Source organism: Pyrococcus yayanosii CH1, from assembly GCF_000215995.1.
Lineage (GTDB): Archaea > Methanobacteriota_B > Thermococci > Thermococcales > Thermococcaceae > Pyrococcus > Pyrococcus yayanosii.
The window spans coordinates 1624060-1644255 of the sequence record NC_015680.1; the positions used below are offsets into that span (position 1 = coordinate 1624060).

The following is a 20196-nucleotide window of genomic DNA, read 5'->3' on the forward strand; positions in this document are numbered from 1 at the left end:
GGCCCCTATTTTCTTCTTCTCTTCGAGAGGACAATATTTTTACTACCCTGATAGTTCCCGCGGTACGGTCTTTCTGCGGGTCCTTCAAGTCTTATGAAGGCAATCTGGGCAAATCTTTCTCCGTAAACGAGCTCAATATGCTCTTGAGAGGCATTAAAGAGCATTAACGTCAAGTTTCCATCCCATCCAGGGTCAACCCAAGCGAAGGAACCAAGTACACCTTCTCGGGCCAGGCTGCTCCTTATCCTTATGTCTCCCATGACGTCATCGGGGAGTTTTATCCTCTCGAGCGTCAGAATGAGGGCGTGCTTTCCAGGCGGTATCGTAAAGACCCCTTCCCGCTCAACGTCGATGAACTTCCCCTCGACGAAGGCTTCCCTTCCAACCCTCAGGTCGTAGCCGGCGGGCTGTAAAGATTCTTCACTGAAGGGCTCGATCAGTATTTCCTTCCTTATCTTCCAATCCGGGAGCAACATCGGAACCACCGCAAGCTTTATTATCGCTCCCCTTAAAGCTCTTCCCAGGGGCCCGTAGTTTAGCCAGGATAGAACGCCGGCCTTCGGAGCCGGAGGTCGCGGGTTCAAATCCCGCCGGGCCCGCCACATTCTTTGAGGTGGATCCCATGATAGTGGCCTTTGATTTCGACGGAACGCTGGTGGATAGCTACTCAGGTATTGAGGAAGCCTTCGAAAGGGCCCTCCGAAGGCACTATCCCTGGCTGCCGGGGAAGCGGTTGGTGGCGAGGTTCCTAACGAGGGTTGAGATGCACTTCGAGAGACCCCAGTTCGGGATCCACAGGGGAAGGATTGGGGTCCCCAACATCTTCAAAGGGAGGTTTGCCAAAACGTGGTTCGAGGAGAGGGCAAAGCTGACCAGGCCTATAGAGGGTGCCTCAGAGGTTCTCAAGCGGCTCAGGGAGGAGGGACACGTGGTCATCTCCTTCTCGGCCGAGGACTTCATTCCAGGTATGAAAGAGTACCGGCTGAAGCAGAGCGGCCTCTATGAGCTATTCGACGACGTTATAATCTTCGGCCGTGAGATGACCATCTGCGAAGCCTTCTGGTTCGTGAGAGAAAAATACGGAGATGAGACCTTCGTGTGGGTGGACGACAAGCCCTGGCGGTTCATCGGTATTGGGGACGAGAAAACCGAATACGTCTGGTTCTACTTCCCAATCACGGCCCGCTTCGTTACCGAGGAGATACTTGCCCGGATACCTCACCTCCACGTCATCCATGACCTCTGGAGCATTTTTGACGTTATCAGGAACGTTTCTCCTCCATGAAAAAGTATATATTTTACACAGGCAAAACCCTTCTGGGGATGCGCATGGCGAGGCATTACATTCCGAACTCCGCCCACAAGGAGGAGATGCTGAGGGAAATCGGCTTCTCCTCCATAGAAGACCTCTTCGCCGACGTTCCAAAGGGCATGGTCAAGGAGTTCAACCTGCCCGAGGGCAAGAGCGAGTTCGAGGTCTTCCTTGAGCTCAACGAGGTTCTATCAAAGAACAAGACTGTCCTTGAAATGCCGAGCTTCCTTGGGGCTGGAACATACTTTCACTACGTCCCTGCCCACGTCAAATACCTCATCGAGAGGAGCGAGTTTCTAACAGCTTACACCCCATACCAGCCCGAGATAAGTCAGGGCATACTTCAGGCTCTGTTCGAATATCAGAGCCTCATAGCCGAGCTCGTGGGCCTTCCCGTCGTGAACGCCTCCATGTACGACTGGGGAACCGCGATGGCCGAGGCCGCGCTGATGACGGTCAGATTGTTCAGGGGCAAAAGGAAAAAGTTCGTGGTCCCTAAGTACACCCACCCGGAGAGGATGGCCGTCCTGAGAACTTATGGAGCGGGGCCCGGCATCGAAATAGAGACCGTTGGATGGAACGAGAAGGGCCAGCTCAACCTCGAAGAGCTAAAGGAGAAAGTAGAGGGGGCTGCAGGCGTTTACATCGAGATGCCAAACTTCTTCGGAATCCTCGAAGAGGAGATAAGGGCGATAGGCGAGATAACCCATGACGCCGGGGCCTTCTTCGTAGTCGGCGTTGACCCAACCGTTCTAGGAATAGTTGAGGCACCGGGAGAGCTTGGTGCTGATATAGTCGTCGGTGAGGCGGCATACTTCGGCAACCCCATGAACTTCGGCGGGCCGAGGGCTGGAATCTTCGCGGTCAGGAATGACCCAAAGCTGATAAGGCAGATGCCCGGAAGAATCATCGGAATGACAAAAGATGCCGAAGGAAAGAGGGCCTTCGTCATGACACTTCAGACAAGGGAACAGCACATAAGGAGGGCCAAGGCGACCTCTAACATATGTTCTAACGAGGCACTGGTTGCTGTAGCTGCAGCCATACACATCGCAAGTCTCGGCCCGAGGGGCATTAGGGAGCTTGGCGAGGTCATCCTCAAGAACACCGCCTACCTGAAGAAGCGCCTGAGTGAAGTTGGGGAGATACCCTTCGAGGCCGTCAACTTCAAGGATGTCTTGGTCAGGTTCGAGAAGCCCTATCCGGAGATACACGAGGCTCTCTTAGAGAGGAACATACACGGCGGCTACTACGTTAAGCCCCACTTCCCGGAGCTCGGTGAGGCAGCACTCTTCGCGGCCACCGAAACGACGAGAAAAGAGTGGGTCGATGCCCTTATTGAGGCCCTGAAGGAGGTGAGTTAATGCCCATAGAGGCCGTTTATGAGGGAGGAGTAATCAAGCCCCTGAAGCCTCTAAACTTGAAAGAGGGACAGAAAATCAGGATAGAGATTATGGGCGATTTCATTGAGGACAGCTTTGGGATAGTTAAGTTGAAAGTTAACCTCAAAGAGCTGGAGGAAGCCTACCATGAGTACCTCCTTGAGAGAACGCGTGCTGATTGACAACAACGTTATCGTGGAGCCCCTTGATCTCGGTTTAGTGGAGATTATAAAAGCCGAAGGAATGAGGTGATGATCATGTTCCGCCAGGCTAGGTGGGATGAGCCCCTCATATTCGAGCTTTCTCGTCCCGGTAGAGTCGGCTACACCCTTCCCAAGCCGATTGAAAATATTGAGGTCGAGGTTCCCGAGAAGATAAGGAGGAAGAGTCCCCTCAACCTCCCCGAGCTGAGCGAACCCGAGGTAGTGAAGCACTACACGCGGCTGAGCCAGATGAATTACGGTGTAGATTCCGGCATCTACCCGCTCGGTTCATGCACAATGAAGTACAATCCCAAGATAAACGAGGAGCTTGCTGGCCATCCAAAAGTCGCCTACATCCATCCCTATCAGGACGAGAGGACGGTGCAGGGTGCCCTTGCGATAATGTGGGAGCTGGAGCAATGGCTTAAGGAAATAACTGGAATGGACCGCTTTACCCTACAACCGGCGGCAGGTGCCAACGGCGAGTTCACCGGAGTCATGATAATCCGCGCCTACCATCTCGACCGCGGCGAGTCTCAAAGAGACGAAATCCTCGTGCCGGATTCAGCCCACGGAACTAACCCCGCCTCGGCTGCCATGGCCGGCTTCAAGGTCATTGAAATTCCTTCTAACGAGAATGGAACGGTTGATTTGGAGGCCCTTGAGAACGCGGTTGGCGAGAGAACTGCCGGTCTGATGCTCACGAATCCCAACACCCTCGGCATATTTGAGGACGAGATACTTGAGATAGCGAAAATCGTGCATAGGGCCGGTGGTCTTCTCTACTACGACGGCGCTAACCTCAACGCCCTCCTCGGCAAGGTGAGGCCCGGCGATATGGGCTTCGACATAGTGCACCTGAACCTCCACAAGACCTTCTCCACCCCGCACGGTGGCGGCGGCCCAGGCGCTGGTCCCGTTGGCGTCAAGGACTTCCTGAAAGACTACCTGCCCGTTCCGCTCGTGAGCTACGATGAAGAAAAGGGCTACTACCTCGATTACGATGTTCCAAAAAGCATAGGCAAGGTCAAGGAGCTCTACGGCAACTTCGCCGTCCTCGTCAGGGCCTTAACGTACCTGAAGATAATGGGCAGGGATGGGCTCAGAGAAGTCAGCGAGGTGGCGGTGCTCAACGCGAACTACCTGACGCAGAAGCTAAAGGGAACCAAGGGCTACGAGCTCCCACACAAGGAGCTTAGAAAGCACGAGGTGGTGTTCTCGGCGGAGCCTATGAAGAGGGAGACGGGCGTTAAAGCTCTTGATGTTGCCAAGAGACTTCTCGACTTCGGCCTTCACGCGCCAACGATGTACTTCCCGTTGATAGTGCAGGAGGCGTTAATGATAGAGCCCACCGAAACGGTCACCAAGGAGGAGCTCGACGCCTATGTCGAGGCTCTCAAGCGGATAAGCGAGGAAGCATACACCAATCCTGAGGTAGTCAAGAGCGCCCCGCACAACACGGCCGTCAGAAGGGTGGATGACGTCCTCGCGACGAAGAAGCCCGTGATCACGTGGAGAATGTACAGGGAGCTGAAGGAGAAGGGAGAGGTGGATTACTGAGGGTCGGTCAGTGCCGATGTCATCATTGCTCAGACCGGTAAACGTTCCTCATTCCCCTATTCTTATTCACAGGATTCTTTTTAAGGTCTTGGGCCAAGTACATTTGGCCAATGACGAGCGTTAGCCACGCTGAAGATGATGAGAAGAGGGTTAGCCGAGGCCCTTAATAAAACCTCCATGGAAAGGGGAAGTGAAGTTCACAGGTGCTTCTTCAGAAACTCTCCCACCCTTTCCTTCCACTCCTCCGGGTAGAGCTTCAGGGTTCTCACGTGGGGAGCATCTGTCACCCAGAGCTCAACCTCCCGATTTATCACCCTGTTCCTCTCGTAGAACTCCCTGATTTCCTCAACCTTCACGAGAGGGTCCTTTTCTCCCGCTATCAGGAGGAGGGGCTTTCTAACTTTGTCAGCGTATTCAAGCATGTTCAGCTCCTTTGCACCACTGAAGAGCTTGGTGAAAGGCTTGACGAAGGTGTAGAGCCATTCCGGCAGTTTAGCGAAATAACTAAGCCCTCTAGCCCCTGTTTTGTCAAGATAAATCGGCGGGCTGTCAGCAACTCCACAGCAGACCCTGTCATCCTCAGCGAGGGCCCTGATGGTAACCATTGCCCCCATGGAGAAGCCTATTAGCCCTATCTTACCAGCCCTCTCAGGGTGCTTCTCCTTCAGCCAGTCTATCGCAGAGAGAACGTCTATTACCTCTCTATCGCCAACGGTCGTGTATTTGCCTTCACTTCTTCCATGTGCCCTGAAGTCGAAGACTAAAACGTTGTAGCCCTCCCTGAGCAGGAACTCTATGGTGGGCTTCATGTAGAGGGAATACCACCTGCTTGCGGTGTAGCCGTGAAGCGGAATCACCGTCTTATCGCTTCCGTTGTCTATCCACCAGCCGCTCAGCTTGAGACCATCGCGCGTCTCTATTGTTACATCCTCGTATTCGAAGCCAAGGTCCTTTGGCGTCCAATTCTCGATAAGTCGCGATGGTCTTACCATCTTGTAGCCAACGACGGCGCTGAAGGCTAGGAAAAGGAAGATAACAAAGGCAAGGGCAACGAGCCAGCCCATTCTATCACCTCACCCCAGACGGTTCGTCTGAACCTCAAGGTTCTTCATATGCCATATCATCGGCATCGCCAGAAGAACCATTACCGCACCTATCGGAAAGAGGATCTTGTAGTTTCCGCCAGCCAGGTCAACTATGGCACCGCCGATGACTCCAGCGAGAAGCACCGGAAGGGAGCGCGTTGCCTCGAAAAAGCCATAATACCTGCCGGTGAATGCCTCCTTCTCGTAGTGAGTTAACAGGTCGCCGATAACCGGGTAAGAGGCCGCCATAAGCATTCCCCACCCAAGTCCAGCTATGGCAAGGGCTATGACTATTTCAGCCTGACTCGTTATGAACCAGCCCCAAAGCTGAGGAAGAGCGAAGACCAGACCCCCAATTATTATACTGAGCCTCCTTCCTAGCTTGTCATAGACTATACCGCCGGGCAGGGCCCCAATGAGGACTGTGACGTTGAAGAGGGCCATGAGGTAGAGCCCGAGGGAGGTCACGGCCTTAACGTTCTCTTCGCTGGCACTTCCGTGGAGAATGTAGGCTAAGATACCATAGAGGAAGATTGCCACGAACTCGAAGCTCATCCACCAGAGCGTCTGGGCGGCGTAGAACTTTAGAAAGTCGCGATTCTCGACGATGCTCTTGAGGTAGTCCTTGAGCCTTTCGTCCTCTCCGATTTCAGGTGCCTTGGGTTCACGGACGATTAGGTAAACGAAGAGTGCCGCGCTTATGAGGAATACGGCGGTAACTATGAAGGGTATCTTGAGATAGGGAGTCTGGGCCAACGCCTTTATCCCTTCGCTCTCACCGGTTTCGGCGACGGCCTTGGCAATTAGATAGCCAGCCAGTCCAAAGAGGAAGAGGTTGCCAGCCCACTCTAATAAAGTTATGACGCCGCTCGCCTTGCCCCTCTGACCGCTTTCAATCGTATCGGGCATTAGAGCTCTAAACTGAGCTGTGTATAGGTGCATAGAGAGATAGAAGAACGCTAACGTTAGGGCGAAACCCCAGAGGGGAGCACCCATCGCGTAGGCCGTGTATATCATGAGAGCTGCCGTTCCCGCTAAAACGCCACCGGCCATGATAAAGGGCCTTCTCCTCCCGTGCTTCGACTTGAGCGTATCGCTGTAATAGCCGAGCAGGGGCGGGATGAGGAGTCCTATTATTCCCTCAAAAGCTAAGATTGTTCCCTTAACGAAGGCTGACTGAGTGTAGCTGGAAAGGAGGGGAAAGGAAAGCCCCTTATTCAAGGCCCAGCCTACGCTCCTACTGAAGCCGAGTAAGGCGAGACCCAGCACAACCCCCCAGCTGAATCCCTTCTTCATCATCCAACCCTCCTTCAATCGACATCCGGGACGTATTCATAGGACTTGGCAATTTCTCCCACGATATCCCCCCTCTTGACGAACCTCACCATTAGGAGGGCCAGCAGGAAGAACACCGCCGCAAAGGGCAGGAGCGTCTTATAGCCAGAAACATCTATGAAGGCTCCGGCGAGGGGCGGTGCTACGAGGTTGGCCGCCTGGCTGAAGAAGTAGTAGAGGCCGGTGTAGCCACCGAGCTTTTCCTCCGTGGTCATGTCAACGACCATCGGCAGGGAATTAACGTTTATCATCGCCCAGCCTATGCCACCAACGAAGAAGAGCCCCATGAAACTCATGACGACGGGATCGTTAAGGGAGCTGCTGGTAGGCCTCGAGCTTTCACCAAGCTGATACGCCAAAAGCACGACTGCCGTCACGATGAGCAGGCCGAGGATTATCGTCTTCCTTCTTCCAATCCTCCCGCCAATTAACCCTGCCGGGATTGCGAAGAGCATGAAGCTCAGCGAGAAAACACCAAGCATGAAGGCGCCGGTGCTCTCCTCGATGCCTAAGCGATACTTGGCGTAGCTCGTGAAGAAGGTCTCCAGCGAGTTGAAGGCAATAAACCAGAAGAATATCGCCAGGAGTATTGCAAGAAGGCTTCTCTCCTTGCTCGCGAAGACGTCCTTGAGGTTCTCCTTCAGTTCACCAAAGCTCTTCCTTGCCGTCTCCCTGATGATACTCCCAATGTCAAGCTTTCCTCCTGGAACGCGGTACTCCTCAGGCTCGGGAACGAAAAGGACGACGAGCATGTTCGCTATCAGCATTATCGCGGCACCGAAGTAGAAAGGATAAGCGTAATTTATGTCGTAAAGAATCTTTCCACCAAAGTAGGCCAGCAGAGCGCCAAGGCCACCCATAAAGTTGATTATACCGTTGGCCTGGCTCCTCTTCTCGCTTGGGGTTATGTCAGGCATGAAAGCGATGACGGGAGAGCGGAAGAGAGCCATGAAGAAGTTCATAAAGATTATCGTCCCCATGAACAGGGAAAGGTTTTCATATCTCCGGGCAAGGGGGATGAGCGCAAACATCAGGGCGGCGGAGGGGGCACCGAGCAGGATGTAAGGCTTCCTTCTTCCAAGCCTCGTCCGCGTCATGTCGCTCAGAGCACCGAGGAAAGGAAGGAGCAGAACGGCGAACAGGTTGTCAATCGTCATAATGAAGCCCGTGATAGTCTTGTTGAGCTTGAAGGTCTCCTGGAGAAATATTGGGACATAGGCATTGTAGAGGGCCCAGATGATGCTTATTCCGAAGAAGCCGAAGCCAAGAAGGAATATCCTGCTGTACTTGAACTCCTTCACGTTCATCACCACCTAATTTTAGTCTCGTATGGATAGAACTGTGCGTCGGAATTTTTAAGGGTTTTTCGAAGTTAAACGTTTTAACTCCCAACACCTACACCCCACCGGCGGTGTCTTATGTATTGGAAGAGAAACGACGTCATAGTCCTTGGACATAGGGGATACATGAGTAGATACCCCGAGAACACCCTCTTAGCCTTTCAAAAGGCTCTTGAAGCCGGTGCCGATGGAATAGAGCTCGACGTCTGGCTCACGAGGGATGGAAATGTTATAATAATGCATGACGAGACCATAGACAGAACGAGCAACATGCGGGGCAGGCAGAAGGGCATGACGCTTGAGGAGCTCAAGAAGGCAGAGCTCGGCATGGGTCAGCGCATTCCCACGCTTGAAGAGGTATTTGGGCTCCTTCCAAAAAACGTGCTCGTAAACATCGAGCTCAAAGATCCAGACGCCGCCGAGAAGGTCGCCGGGATAGTCAGGGAGAACAACCCCGAGAGGATTATGATATCCTCCTTCCATATAGAGGCCCTGAGAAGGTACCGCAAATACGATAGGGACACGATTATGGGCCTGCTAATAGACAGGGAAGACATCGTTCCCTTAATCCCCAAGCTCAAGGAGGAGCTGAACCTCTGGTCCGTCAACGTCCCTATGGAGGCCATACCAATAATCGGGTTCGAGCGGACCGCAAAGGCCATAGCCTGGGCCCGTTCCCTTGACCTGAGGGTCGTCCTCTGGACGGAGAACGATGAGCTCTTCTACACTAATGACAACCTGGCGAGGCTCAAGGGAATGTTCGAGGTCGTCATAGCGAACGACGTGGAGAGGATTATTGAGTACCTGAAGGAGCTGGGTCTCAGATGAGGAGAAACCTTGGAATCGCTCTCCTCGTGCTTTCCGCCTTCACGGGCACGCTCGCCTTTAGGCTAGTGACTCCAGCAGTAGCCTTCTACACGAGGGACGTCCTAGGATCGGCCATGGTCCACATCTCGATAATCTCGGCATCCTTCATCCTTGCCCGCTCTCTCTCGGCCCTCTTCTCAGGCCTGCTGGTGGAGAAAAGAAAGAAGCTCGTGTACCTCGGGGCCCTCGCGATGGCCGGTAACGCCTTCGCGGTGAATCTCTACCCGATGGCGGCGTCGTGGCTTCAGGTGACCGGCATAAAGCTCCTCAACGGTCTCCTAAACGGGATAGCATGGCCGATCGCCCAGTTTGTCGTGGCGGTAACCTCGCCAAGGGATGTTCGAAGTAGGGTGACCGCCGTATACTTCATTTCTGGCAACCTGGCTGGACTTCTAGGCAACTACACTTACGCCATAACCCAGAGGCTCGGCTTGAGAGTGCAAATGCACATCGCAAGTACCTTCTTCCTCCTGACGGCCATCCTCATGATGACCTCCTACCACCTCCTCTACGAGGGGATAACGCCGCGGAGGGAGGGAAAAGCTAGGGAGGCACCACCCATAAATCCACGGGTGGCATTGACGGCCTCCGCCCTGGTGTCACTCCTCACGGCCTTCACCTCGGGCGAGGTGACCTACATTTACGTGGCCGAGACACTTGATATGGAGAGGGGAAAAGTCGCGACTCTCATAGGAACCGTTGGGTTCCTCGCAACGCTCCTGTCCTACATCCCGTCCAAGTTCGCGGATTTGGGAAGCGAGAGAAGGGTAATCGCGGTGGTCGCCTTACTGGCCGGCATCTCGCCCCTGCTGGTAGCTATCAAGAGCATCTGGACGGTACCCCTCGGAATCTTCCTCGGGATATTCGCGGCCCAGGCGTTCAGGCCGGTTGTTAGGAGCGTTTTGGTGTCCGCGAAGAGGGCGTCGGCAGCCATAGGAGCCGTTAACGCCGTGGCCAACATCTCAACAACAGCAGGTCAGCTCCTCTTCGGAGCGGCGTATCCCCTGGGGGAGATCGTAGTCCTCGGGGTCGTGTTGAAGGTGGCTCCCCTGCTCTTCGCTCCCGCATCCTTCTTGCTCCTTGGAATCGCCACGAAGGTGCACAAGCGAAGATAACGGCTTTATATCATCCCGCCCTAACAGTTCTCAGGTGGCCCTCATGGAGAAGTTTGTGCTCTCCCTAGATGAAGGAACCACATCAGCAAGGGCTATAATCTTCGACAGGAACAGTGAGATTCTCGGCTTTGGACAGTACGAGTTCCCCCAGCACTACCCCAGGCCCGGCTGGGTGGAGCACGACCCTGAGGAAATCTGGGACGCACAGCTCAGGGCCATAAAAACGGCGCTTGAGATGGCCAAGGTGGAGCCTAGTCAGATAGCGGCAATTGGAGTCACAAACCAGCGCGAGACGACAATAGTCTGGGACAGGAAAGGAAAACCCCTCTACAACGCCATAGTCTGGCAGTGCAGGAGGACGGCCGAAATCGTCGAGGAGATAAAGAAGGAATACGGCGACGTTATCAAAGAGAAGACTGGCCTCGTTCCCGACGCCTACTTTTCGGCGAGCAAGCTTAAGTGGGTCCTCGACAACGTTCCCGGCCTTAGGGAGAGGGCCGAGAAGGGCGAGGTCATGTTCGGAACGGTTGATACGTTCCTCATCTACCGCCTCACGGGCGAGCACATAACGGACTATTCGAACGCGTCCAGAACAATGCTCTTCAACATCAAAAAGCTGGAGTGGGACGAGGAGCTCCTAGAAATCTTCGGAATTCCTGAGAGCATTCTGCCAGAGGTTAGGGAGTCGAGCGAGGTTTACGGCTACACTAAGAAGGAACTTTTAGGGGCCGAAATCCCTGTGAGCGGAGACGCCGGCGACCAGCAGGCGGCACTTTTTGGCCAGGCCGCCTTCGAGGAGGGCACGGTTAAGGCCACCTACGGAACCGGCAACTTTATCTTAGCGAACACTGGCAGGATGATACTTTACTCAGACAACCTCCTCACGACGATAGCCTGGGGACTGGACGGAAAGGTAACCTACGCCCTCGAGGGTAGCGTGTTCATTACGGGCGCCGCCGTCCAGTGGCTCCGCGATGGGATTGAGATAATCAAGAGTGCTTCCGAGACGGAAGAATTGGCTACAAAGCTCGCCTCAAATGAAGGCGTCTACTTCGTTCCAGCGTTTGTGGGCCTCGGTGCTCCTTACTGGGACCAGTTTGCGAGGGGCTTGATAATCGGCATAACGCGTGGAACGAGCAGGGAGCATTTCGCGAGGGCAACGCTCGAGGCGATAGCCTATCTGACGAGGGACGTCATCGAGGAAATGGAGAGGCTTATCTCCATTAAGGAGCTCCGCGTTGATGGAGGGGCAACCGCGAACAACTTCCTCATGCAGTTCCAAGCTGACATCCTGAACAAGAGGGTGATAAGGCCCGTCGTGAAGGAAACAACAGCCCTTGGAGCCGCCTACCTGGCGGGTCTCGCCGTTGACTACTGGGAGAGCTTGGATGAGATAAGGGCACTCTGGAGGGCCGAGAGGGTCTTCGAGCCGAGCATGGATGAGGAAACGAGGGAAAGACTATACCGCGGATGGAAGGAGGCCGTGAAGAGGGCAATGGGCTGGGCGAAAATCGTGGCGGCTTGATGACGAAAATCCTTAAATCTAGCCTCTTTCTCCATTAGCTGGCAAGTGGTGATGAGCATGAAAAAGCTCCGAATTGCCATAATTGGGGCCGGAATAACCGGGGCCAGCATAGCACGCGTTCTGAGCCGTTATGAAAACCTTGAGGTGCACCTAATAGACAAGAACCCCGACGTTGGCTGGGGCGTGAGCAAAGCAAACACGGCGATAATACACGGGGGATATGACGATGATCCGGACAAGTACCCGGTGAGGGCAAGGTTGTGCGTGAGGGGTAACCGCCTCTGGCATCAGTGGGTCAAGGAGCTGGAGATACCCCACGTGTGGAACGGGGCACTCGTGGTCGCCCTGAAGGAGGAGGACTTCGATGAGCTGGAGAAGCTACTAGAGCGCGGGAGACGGAATGGCGTTCCCGAGATGAGGATAGTTGAAGGGGAGGAACTCTTCCGCCTCGAGCCAGGATTGACGAAAGAAGCTTTGGGAGCCCTCTGGGTGCCGATAGTAGGTCAAATAGGGCCAATTTCAGCTGTTATAGCAATCGCCGAGAACGCTGTGGCAAACGGCGTTAAGACGCATCTCGAGACGGAAGTGACTGGAATAAGGGTTGAGAGGGGCGAGGTCAAGGGCGTTGAAACTAATGAAGGCTTCATTAAGGCGGATATCGTGATAAATGCCGCTGGCCTCTATGCTGACGAGATAGCGAGGATGGTAGGCGTCGACTACTTCGAGATACACCCGAGGAAGGGTGAATACTGGATATTCGACGAAGGCATTCCCGGGCCGAGAAGAGTTCTCTTCCCAACTCCGACGCCGATAAGCAAGGGTATAGTCGTTACCACCGAGATAAGCGGCCACCTCATGATTGGACCCAACGCTCAGGATCTGCCAGCTGAAGAGAAGGACAACCTTGCGACGACGAGGGAAGGCCTCGAAGAGGTTTGGGAAGGGGCCAAAAAGCTCTGGCCCAACCTTCCGCCAAGGGACAAGGTAATAAGGACGTTCACCGGCTTAAGGCCTGAGCCGACGGGTGGAGACTTCATAATAAAGGCTGAGGAGGTCTGGGGCTTCATAAACGTCGCCGGAATACGCTCTCCGGGATTAACCAGCGCCCCAGCCATAGCCTACGAGGTCGTCGAGATAATCCGGAGGGACCTCGGGATAGAGCTCGTTGAGAAGAAAAAGTGGAATCCCTATCGCAGGGATATAACTCACTTCTTCGCCCTCCCAAGGGAGAAGGCAAATGAGTTCATAAAGAGAAACCCGGCCTACGGAAGGATAGTCTGCCGCTGTAATAAGGTTAGCGAGGGCGATGTACTTGAGGCGATAGAGAGAATGAAATTCCTTGCCATTAAGACGCCGAGCGTCGATTCCGTCAAGTTTAGGACAAAGGCGACGACAGGCACGTGCCAAGGAAGCTTCTGCAGGCCACGCATAATCCAGATACTCGCAAGGGAATACGGCGTTGAACCTTGGCAGGTAACCCTGAAGGGGAAGGGCAGCGAAATCGGCATAGGCGACGTCAAGGTTCTGCTCAGGAGGGAGGCGTGATGTACGACGTTGTGGTAATCGGGGGCGGGCCTGCGGGAATGGCCGCCGCCATAAAAGCTAAGGAGCTCGGCCTGAACGTCCTCCTTCTGGACGAGAACGACTATCTGGGCGGAATTCTGCCACAGTGCATACACCCGGGTTTTGGAATCCATTACTTCAGGGAAGAGCTGACGGGGCCGGAGTTCGCTCACCGCCTTAAGGAGAGGCTCAAGGAGCTAAGGGTAAAAGTGAAGGGGAACGCGAGAGTACTTTCCATAGAGAACTACTCCGACCTCGAGAAGGTCGTCACGTTCGTCTCGCCCGAGGGCATTTTCGACGTGAGGACGAAGACCATAATCTACGCCGCCGGTGCAAGGGAAAGGCACGCATTCGAGATAGGCATCGTCGGTGATAGGGTTGCAGGCATCTATACGGCGGGAGAAGCTCAAACACTCATGGACATCTACGGTATAATGCCCGGTAAGGAGATAGTCATCGTTGGCTCGGGCGACGTTGGATTGATAATGGCACGTCGCTTCGCCCTCGAAGGTGCAAGGGTCAAGGCCGTCATAGAGTTAATGCCTTATCCCGGCGGCCTTGCGAGGAACATCATGATACTTAGGGACTTCAACATCCCCCTCTATCTGAGCCACAAAGTGGTTGAGGTCAGGGGAAGAGGTAGGGTTAAGAGGGTGAAAGTGGTCAAGGTCGATGAGAACCTCAGGGAGACCGGGGAAGAGTTCTGGATAAGCTGTGATACTCTGATAATCTCCGCCGGGCTAATTCCGAACGTAAAGCTTCTCAAAGAGGTGGGTGTTGAGATAGACCCGGCAACCGGCGGCCCAGTGGTCAACGACAGGCTAGAGACTAGCGTTCCCGGAATCTTCGTGGCCGGAAACGCCCTCGTAATAAACGATCTCGTGGATTACGTGGCCGAGCAGGGCGAGCTTGCCGCTGAAGGAGCCAAGGAGTTCGTGGAGAACGAGGGGATTGGGACGAAGCGCTGGATTCGGCTGAAGAGGGGACAGAACGTCAGGCTTCTGGCTCCGCACTATCTCAGCGGCGAGCGGGACGTTTGGATTTACGCACGCGTTTCTAAACCCATGGAGAACGTTGCCGTGGAGTTCCCAGAGATAGGCAAGAGAATCCGCCTCCCGGTCGTGAAGCCGGCCGAGATGCTCAGGATAAGGCTGAGGAAGAAGGAGATAGCGAGGGCCAAGGGAGCCATCACGATGGAGGTGGTGCCCCTATGATATACCGCTTCACTTGCATAGTCTGCCCCCTCGGTTGCACAATCGAGGTCGAGGTTGATGATGACAGGGTCAAGGCTGTTAGGGGCCACACCTGCCAACGGGGAAAGGAGTGGGCCATTGAAGAGGTAACCAATCCAAAGAGGGTCGTCATGAGCGTTATTCCTGTTGAAGGAGGAAGGCTACCGACGGTGAGCGTCAAGACGGCGGAACCAGTCCCGAAGGAGAAGATTTCCGAGCTTATGAGGTTCCTCGCTCGCCTCAAGGTCAAAGCTCCCGTGAGACCAGGGGAAGTCGTTGCAGAGTTTGATGGGGTTAAGATAGTGGCGACGAGGGAGGCCTAAAGCTTTATAAAGGGTGGAAAGGCTAAACCCTTCAGCTCGCGGCTCAGGGGTGATGCTCATGAGCGGAACTAAGAAGGTCGGTTCAGCCGGAAGGTTTGGGGCAAGGTATGGTCTTAAGATAAGGAGGAGAGTTGCCGCTGTTGAGGCCAAGATGAGGCAGAAGCACACCTGCCCGGTGTGCGGCAGGAACGCCGTCAAGAGGATAAGCACGGGAATATGGCAGTGCCAGAAGTGCGGGGCAACTTTTGCGGGCGGTGCATACCTGCCCGTCACTCCAGCAGGTAAGGTCGCCAAGAGGGTTACGAGCTCTGAGTGACGGTGGTCTCGATGGTTGAAGCCGTCTACAGGTGCGCCAAGTGCGGCCGTGAAGTCAAGCTCGATCTATCCATAACCAGGGACCTCCGTTGTCCTTACTGCGGGAGCAAAATCCTCTACAAGCCGAGGCCGAAGGTTGCCAGAAGGGTAAAGGCAATCTGATTCTCTGGCAAACATTTTTAACTTCCCGCCGCTATTCTCCAAGGGAGCAAGCATGATGCTCATAACGACGTCCCATAGGCCCACCAGGAGGACAAGGAGCTTTGGCCATGACTTAGAGAGGGTTTTCCCTAACTCCCTCTACGTAACGCGCGGTAAGAAGACCATCCAAGACCTCCTCATGGAGGCCTACGACAGGGGCTACGAAAGATTGCTAATAATCAACGTCTGGAAGGGCAATCCCCTGAAGATGACGTTCATCAAGGTCTCCCCCGACGACTGGGGCTACCTCGGCTACCTTTACCTACACGGCATAAAGCTTCAGAGGGAAATCGGCTTCAAAGGCCTCAACCCAATAAGGGAAGAGATGCCGCTCGTGGTAACTACGGCCAAGCGCGTTGGCCTTGACCACATAGCCTTCGCCCAAGTCTTCGCCGAGCTGACCAATGGGAAGTTCGTGCCCCGCGGAGAGAAGAGCCTTATGGCAATTGCGGATAGATACAACACAGACGTCTTAGGCGTTATCGAGAGGCATCCGAGAGGAATGGCGATAAACTTCTACCGCCTTGACGTTACGAAGGAGAGGCCGGTCGGACCGCTCATAAGCGTCAAGATATGGATAATGGAGGACGGGAGAAGATGGGACTACAAGGAGGCCTTTGGTATAAAGGTGAGGCCGCGAGGGAAGGGCTGTGAAGCCGAGGAAGATTGAGGGCCGGCTCGTTCTCGAGTTTCCGAGCGAAGACGTTGCAAAGGTCGTTTACCAGGCCGTCCTCTACGAGCACCTGACGGTTCCTTACAGGAGGAGCGAGATTGAATTTCGGCTGGATGGGAGGAGAATCGTAATAGAGCTGAGAGCTGATGACAGCTCGGCCCTGAGAGGAACCCTCAATTCCTACCTCCGCTGGATAAAGGTCGCAATAGATGCTGTTGAGATTTGAACGGCTCCTCCATAAGGTTCTTAAATGAGGGTCCTTATTCTAACCCGGCATCACGATTACGGAGGTGTTGTCATGCAGAACGTTCCGCCCCAGGTCCAAGCCATGTTGGGACAGCTCGAGAGCTACCAGCAACAGCTCCAGCTCGTGATCCAGCAGAAGCAGAGAATCCAGGCCGAGCTCACCGAGGCAAAGAAGGCCCTTGAGGAAATTGAAAAGCTTCCCGACGATGCGGTGATCTACAAGACCATCGGAACCCTCATCGTGAAAACAGAGAAGAGCAAGGCCGTGGAGGAGCTGAAAGAAAAGGTAGAAACTTTAGAGGTCCGCCTGAACGCCCTAAACAGGCAGGAACAGAAAGTGAACGAGAAGATTAAGGAGCTGACACAGAAGATACAGGCCGCCCTTAGGCCGGCCGCCGGCTGATTCTAATTTTTTGGTGGTCGGCATGAAAAAGGTCATCCACATAGGCCTGCCGGAGCTCAGTGAGGAGGATCTTATCGAGATAGGGGACATCGCCCAGAGGGTTATAATCGACCACATCTTTGAATACCTTAACAAAAGCGACGTGAAGGACTTGGAGGTAACCGCGAGGATAAACAGGGAGGATACCCTCGACTTAGAGCTGGAGGTTTATCTGGAGATTCCGATATTCGTCAAGGTGGACGTTGAGAGGGTAATAGAAGAAGCCCTCGACAAGGCCTATGAGGCCGTGGAAAGAAGGCTCAGGGAGCTCGCCGGTAAGTCGGGGATGGTTGAATGAAGGGGGAGAGGAAGCTCAAAAGGTTTCTCCTTGACTTGCCCCGGGACACGTCAATGCTCCTCCTCTGTCACCACAACGCTGATCCCGACTCCCTGGGCTCTGCCATAGCCTTTTCTCGGCTTCTCAGATGGCTCGGGTTCGAGCGGGTTAGAATAGGCGTCGCCCAGAGCGTGGCCAGCTACGCCAAGAGGCTCCTTTCCCTATCGGATATTGAGATAGTTAGAAACCCTCATGTGGAAGAGAACGTAGTGTTCGTTTTCGATACTTCGTCCCTCGAACAGCTGGAGCCCGTTATCCTGCCCGAGGGTGCAAAGGTCGTCGTTATAGACCACCACGTCGAGAAGGATATGCCCATAAGGGCCGAGGTAAGGGTCGTGGACTCCTCAAGGACCTCAACCGCCGAAATAGTTTGGGAGCTCTTTAAGAAGTTCCGGTTCCACGATGAGCTCTCCGCGAGAGTTCTGCTAGCTGGAATAACCTCGGACACGGCCAACTTCAGGTACGCGAACTCTAAAACCTTCAGGACCGTTGGGGAGATACTCTCCCTCTATGATATCCCTATGGGGGAGATATACGCCCTCATCGCACCCGTGAGCGACGAGAACATAGACTCCTCCAAGAGGATGGCGATACTGAAGGCCTGCCAGAGGATGGAGATTCATAAGTTCCGGAGGTTCGTGATAGTCACGTCAAAGGTCTCCGCCTATGAGGCCCTGGTCTGTAAGGTTTTCCTCCAGCTAGGAGCTGACGTGGCCATAGTCGGGAGCGAGAAGGACGGCGTCAGGATATCGGCGAGGGCCAAGGAGCATCTCGTAAGGATGGGACTGCACCTCGGAAAGCTCATGGAGAAGGTCGGACCCATAATAGAGGGTTCCGGTGGGGGACACGCCGGCGCGGCCGGTGCCAACGGAAAGGGGAACCTCGACGAGGCCATGAAGTTCCTCGTAAAGGAAGTTCAGAAGTTCCTAAAGAGCGCAACCAATCGCTAAGTTTTTAGCCGCCTGAAGGGGAGTTTTTCAAGGTGCGTGCCATGGCGAAGTGTCCCGTATGCGGGAGGCCCCTCAAGTGGGAGACCCTCATAGAACAGATGCTTATCCTACCAAACTTCAGGGAGCTCCTCAAGGACAGGGAGACCTTCCTGAAGACCCTCGAGGACTTCGTCTTTAAGTGCCCTGAGTGTAAGGAGGAGTTCTACGGAAGGACCCTTCCCAGGGGCGAGGCCGAGAAGGTCTTCGAGCTATTGAACGATTTTAAGGAGGGCATAGACTACGAGAGGAAGGTGGTTAGGTTAAAGCTCACGAACCTCCTTGCCCTTGAGGTCATGCTTGAGGAGTGGGATAGGAGGGTTAAGAGGCGTGCCCCATGACATTCGAGAGCATCCGTGAGGCCCTTCGCCAAGGCAACACTAAGCTCGCCCTCAAAATAGCGGAGGGAATAAGGGACCCCTTCTCGAAGCTTAGGGCATACTCCTTCATCGCCAAGAGGATAGAGGACGACGAAACAATAGAGCTCACCATATCGAGGATGTTTGAGGCTCTCAAAGGCATAAGGGGGGAAGTGGAAATAGTCAGGGCCCTCTCCCTCATAGGCTACACCGCCTATTGGGTCGGAAAGGTGAGGCTTGGCGACAAGGCGTTTTCCGACGCCGAGACCCTCGCTAACCGGATAAATTACCTGCCCTGGAGGGCCCTGGCCCTTGGTTATATTGGCTACTACTTAGCCTTAGCCGAGCCCCCGAGCGAAGCCCTTAGGTTCTTTGAGAAGGCCGTGCTGACCCTGTTAAGGAGCAGGGGCCCCTACTCCGAGCTTGTCTCAACGGCCATAAGGCTGGCTGGTCTAATTGTGTCCGCCGGGGACGAGACTTCTAACGAGAAGGCTCTCGAGATGTATTCGTTGGCAAGGGACCTTTACATGGAATTCAACATGAGGATGAGGGCGAAGGTCATCGAGGAGAAGATAGCCTTTGTGGAGGGCGTGCTAAAGGAAAAGAACGTCCAAATCGTTAAGCTCCTGGAGATGGGAGATATAGACAGGGCAATCCTGGGCGTGAGGTACCTAGAGCCGAAGGACAGGATAGGGGCCCTCCTCGAGATAGCCTACTGGCTCTTCCTCCATAACAGGTCTGATCTGGCCGTGGCAGTCCTTGAGGATGCCTATGACGCCATGCTCCTCTACAAAGTCAGGCCTGATGAGACTGAAATAGAGAGGGTGGCCTACAAGTTCCTGAAGCTCGGTGCTCTGGAGGAGGCCCTCACCTTAACGGGTCTGCTGAAGGACAGGGAGAAGGTGGACAGGCTCCTCTCACGGATAGCCCTAGCCTACGCCAAGAGGGGGGACATCGGAAAGGCCCTTAACATGGCCGAAGGAATTAAGAATGAGCTCGTGAAGAGGAGGCTCCTGAGGAAGCTTGAGGAGCTAGGTGGTGAGGAACATGTGGGACACGAGCAAGGACTACAGACTTCTGGTGGCGGAGAAAAGCGTTGAGTTATTCTTGAAGACCATCGAGGGGGCCAAGTTTAGGGGTAATTGGGACAAGAAGAGGGCAATCCAGCTCGCTAAGGAGATGCTCCCTGACCTGCAGGCCCTCCGCTACAGCTATCTTAATCCGGCGGAGCTCGTAGAGACTCCCCAAATGGATGCCCTTAGGGAAAAGGCCAGGGGGATAATCGAGGCCTTAGGCGGCGAGGAATGGCACAGGAAATTTCTTGAGGCTGCTGGCAAGGACAGGGAGAAGGTCGAAGAAGCTGTCGCCAAGATAAAGTTCTTCCTCAACACGATACTTGGCCTTGAGAGAAGGCTCAAGCTTGGAAAGATAAACGACCCCGTCGTGGCCGTGGATATAGTCGTCGGAGAGGTTATGAGCGTTTCTAAGCATCCGAGGGCCGACAGACTACTCGTGACGAACGTGAACATAGGTGAAAGAGCCGTAACCGTCGTGACGAACGATCTTACAGTTAAAGAGGGCAACAGGGTGGCCGTGGCGCTTCTTCCACCAAGAAGCTTCTTTGGAATAGTTAGTGAGGGCATGTTCCTCGGAACTGGAGACGGAGTTCTCAAGGACGTGAAAGGAGAGATAGGAGGCCTTCCAAAGGGAATCCCCTTAGAAGCGCTTAACGAGACCCGGAACCTTGTGGAGGCCTTCCTCAAAGGATAGTGGCGAAAACCTTATAAACCCATCT

Annotated in this window: 24 protein-coding genes and 1 tRNA gene; 21 read left to right on the plus strand and 4 right to left on the minus strand. The window is 54.4% G+C overall.

Going from position 1 to position 20196, the window contains the following annotated elements; genetic code table 11:
- Window positions 1-5 precede the first annotated feature (5 nt).
- Entirely contained in the window at window positions 6-476 is a 471-nt protein-coding gene (gene dcd, locus PYCH_RS08910) for a dCTP deaminase (RefSeq protein WP_013906533.1), read from the minus strand.
- A gap of 48 nt (window positions 477-524) precedes the next feature.
- On the opposite strand from dcd, the gene PYCH_RS08915 reads away from it, so the two are divergent.
- The 5 genes from PYCH_RS08915 to gcvPB all read left to right on the plus strand — a co-directional run bounded on the left by PYCH_RS08915 (window position 525) and on the right by gcvPB (window position 4457).
- A tRNA-Arg gene (locus tag PYCH_RS08915) sits at window positions 525-602 on the plus strand.
- A 20-nt stretch (window positions 603-622) separates the two neighbouring features.
- A complete protein-coding gene (locus PYCH_RS08920) occupies window positions 623-1285 on the plus strand; it encodes an HAD family hydrolase (RefSeq protein WP_013906534.1) in 663 nt (220 codons plus the stop codon).
- A 44-nt stretch (window positions 1286-1329) separates the two neighbouring features.
- Complete coding sequence (gene gcvPA / locus PYCH_RS08925) at window positions 1330-2676, plus strand: aminomethyl-transferring glycine dehydrogenase subunit GcvPA (protein ID WP_048058309.1); 1347 nt, start codon at window positions 1330-1332, stop codon at window positions 2674-2676.
- Window positions 2676-2876, plus strand: a complete 201-nt coding sequence (locus tag PYCH_RS08930) for an antitoxin family protein (protein WP_013906536.1) — start codon at window positions 2676-2678, stop codon at window positions 2874-2876. The genes gcvPA and PYCH_RS08930 overlap by 1 nt, the downstream gene beginning before the upstream one ends.
- A 75-nt stretch (window positions 2877-2951) precedes the next feature.
- Window positions 2952-4457 (plus strand): aminomethyl-transferring glycine dehydrogenase subunit GcvPB, encoded by a 1506-nt coding sequence (gene gcvPB / locus PYCH_RS08935; RefSeq protein WP_013906537.1) that lies wholly within the window; start codon window positions 2952-2954, stop codon window positions 4455-4457.
- A gap of 197 nt (window positions 4458-4654) precedes the next feature.
- On the opposite strand, the gene PYCH_RS08940 is transcribed toward gcvPB, so the two are convergent.
- Genes PYCH_RS08940 through PYCH_RS08950 form a run of 3 tightly spaced genes read right to left on the minus strand, consistent with a single transcriptional unit; the run spans window position 4655 to window position 8184 of the window.
- Window positions 4655-5521, minus strand: coding sequence for an alpha/beta hydrolase (locus tag PYCH_RS08940; RefSeq protein WP_013906538.1), 867 nt, complete (start codon window positions 5519-5521; stop codon window positions 4655-4657).
- A 9-nt stretch (window positions 5522-5530) separates the two neighbouring features.
- Window positions 5531-6841: an MFS transporter gene (locus PYCH_RS08945; protein WP_013906539.1), complete on the minus strand. Its 1311-nt coding sequence runs from the start codon at window positions 6839-6841 to the stop codon at window positions 5531-5533.
- Window positions 6842-6852: 11 nt separating this feature from the next.
- Entirely contained in the window at window positions 6853-8184 is a 1332-nt protein-coding gene (locus PYCH_RS08950; RefSeq protein WP_048058310.1) for an SLC45 family MFS transporter, read from the minus strand.
- A gap of 111 nt (window positions 8185-8295) precedes the next feature.
- Between PYCH_RS08950 and PYCH_RS08955 the strand changes: the two genes are divergently transcribed.
- From PYCH_RS08955 to PYCH_RS09030, 16 genes are all read left to right on the plus strand, one after another.
- Complete coding sequence (locus tag PYCH_RS08955) at window positions 8296-9045, plus strand: glycerophosphodiester phosphodiesterase family protein (protein WP_013906541.1); 750 nt, start codon at window positions 8296-8298, stop codon at window positions 9043-9045.
- The gene (locus tag PYCH_RS08960) at window positions 9042-10199 is read left to right on the plus strand and encodes an MFS transporter (protein WP_013906542.1); all 1158 of its coding nucleotides are present in this window, start codon (window positions 9042-9044) and stop codon (window positions 10197-10199) included. Before PYCH_RS08955 ends, PYCH_RS08960 begins: the two co-directional genes overlap by 4 nt.
- A gap of 43 nt (window positions 10200-10242) precedes the next feature.
- Window positions 10243-11724 carry a glycerol kinase GlpK gene (glpK, locus tag PYCH_RS08965; RefSeq protein ID WP_013906543.1) on the plus strand — a complete coding sequence of 494 codons (1482 nt, stop codon included), beginning with the start codon at window positions 10243-10245 and terminating at the stop codon, window positions 11722-11724.
- A 57-nt stretch (window positions 11725-11781) separates the two neighbouring features.
- Window positions 11782-13269 carry an NAD(P)/FAD-dependent oxidoreductase gene (locus tag PYCH_RS08970; RefSeq protein ID WP_013906544.1) on the plus strand — a complete coding sequence of 496 codons (1488 nt, stop codon included), beginning with the start codon at window positions 11782-11784 and terminating at the stop codon, window positions 13267-13269.
- Window positions 13269-14501, plus strand: coding sequence for an NAD(P)/FAD-dependent oxidoreductase (locus tag PYCH_RS08975; RefSeq protein WP_013906545.1), 1233 nt, complete (start codon window positions 13269-13271; stop codon window positions 14499-14501). Before PYCH_RS08970 ends, PYCH_RS08975 begins: the two co-directional genes overlap by 1 nt.
- Window positions 14498-14842: a DUF1667 domain-containing protein gene (locus PYCH_RS08980; protein WP_013906546.1), complete on the plus strand. Its 345-nt coding sequence runs from the start codon at window positions 14498-14500 to the stop codon at window positions 14840-14842. The genes PYCH_RS08975 and PYCH_RS08980 overlap by 4 nt, the downstream gene beginning before the upstream one ends.
- A 58-nt stretch (window positions 14843-14900) precedes the next feature.
- Complete coding sequence (locus PYCH_RS08985; protein ID WP_013906547.1) at window positions 14901-15158, plus strand: 50S ribosomal protein L37ae; 258 nt, start codon at window positions 14901-14903, stop codon at window positions 15156-15158.
- Between the two features lie 11 nt (window positions 15159-15169).
- On the plus strand, window positions 15170-15319 hold the full coding sequence (locus PYCH_RS08990) for a DNA-directed RNA polymerase subunit P (RefSeq protein ID WP_013906548.1): 150 nt from the start codon (window positions 15170-15172) through the stop codon (window positions 15317-15319).
- Between the two features lie 52 nt (window positions 15320-15371).
- Entirely contained in the window at window positions 15372-16028 is a 657-nt protein-coding gene (locus PYCH_RS08995) for a ribosomal biogenesis protein (RefSeq protein ID WP_013906549.1), read from the plus strand.
- Window positions 16009-16257 (plus strand): KEOPS complex subunit Pcc1, encoded by a 249-nt coding sequence (gene pcc1, locus PYCH_RS09000; protein ID WP_013906550.1) that lies wholly within the window; start codon window positions 16009-16011, stop codon window positions 16255-16257. Before PYCH_RS08995 ends, pcc1 begins: the two co-directional genes overlap by 20 nt.
- A gap of 72 nt (window positions 16258-16329) precedes the next feature.
- A complete protein-coding gene (locus tag PYCH_RS09005) occupies window positions 16330-16680 on the plus strand; it encodes a prefoldin subunit beta (protein ID WP_013906551.1) in 351 nt (116 codons plus the stop codon).
- Window positions 16681-16702: 22 nt separating this feature from the next.
- On the plus strand, window positions 16703-17017 hold the full coding sequence (locus PYCH_RS09010; RefSeq protein ID WP_013906552.1) for a DUF3194 domain-containing protein: 315 nt from the start codon (window positions 16703-16705) through the stop codon (window positions 17015-17017).
- Window positions 17014-18006 carry a DHH family phosphoesterase gene (locus tag PYCH_RS09015; RefSeq protein WP_013906553.1) on the plus strand — a complete coding sequence of 331 codons (993 nt, stop codon included), beginning with the start codon at window positions 17014-17016 and terminating at the stop codon, window positions 18004-18006. Before PYCH_RS09010 ends, PYCH_RS09015 begins: the two co-directional genes overlap by 4 nt.
- Window positions 18007-18047: 41 nt before the next feature.
- Window positions 18048-18383 (plus strand): hypothetical protein, encoded by a 336-nt coding sequence (locus PYCH_RS09020; protein WP_013906554.1) that lies wholly within the window; start codon window positions 18048-18050, stop codon window positions 18381-18383.
- Window positions 18380-19501, plus strand: coding sequence for a hypothetical protein (locus tag PYCH_RS09025; RefSeq protein WP_013906555.1), 1122 nt, complete (start codon window positions 18380-18382; stop codon window positions 19499-19501). The genes PYCH_RS09020 and PYCH_RS09025 overlap by 4 nt, the downstream gene beginning before the upstream one ends.
- Complete coding sequence (locus PYCH_RS09030; protein ID WP_048058311.1) at window positions 19449-20171, plus strand: tRNA-binding protein; 723 nt, start codon at window positions 19449-19451, stop codon at window positions 20169-20171. The genes PYCH_RS09025 and PYCH_RS09030 overlap by 53 nt, the downstream gene beginning before the upstream one ends.
- The last annotated feature ends 25 nt before the right edge of the window (window positions 20172-20196 follow it).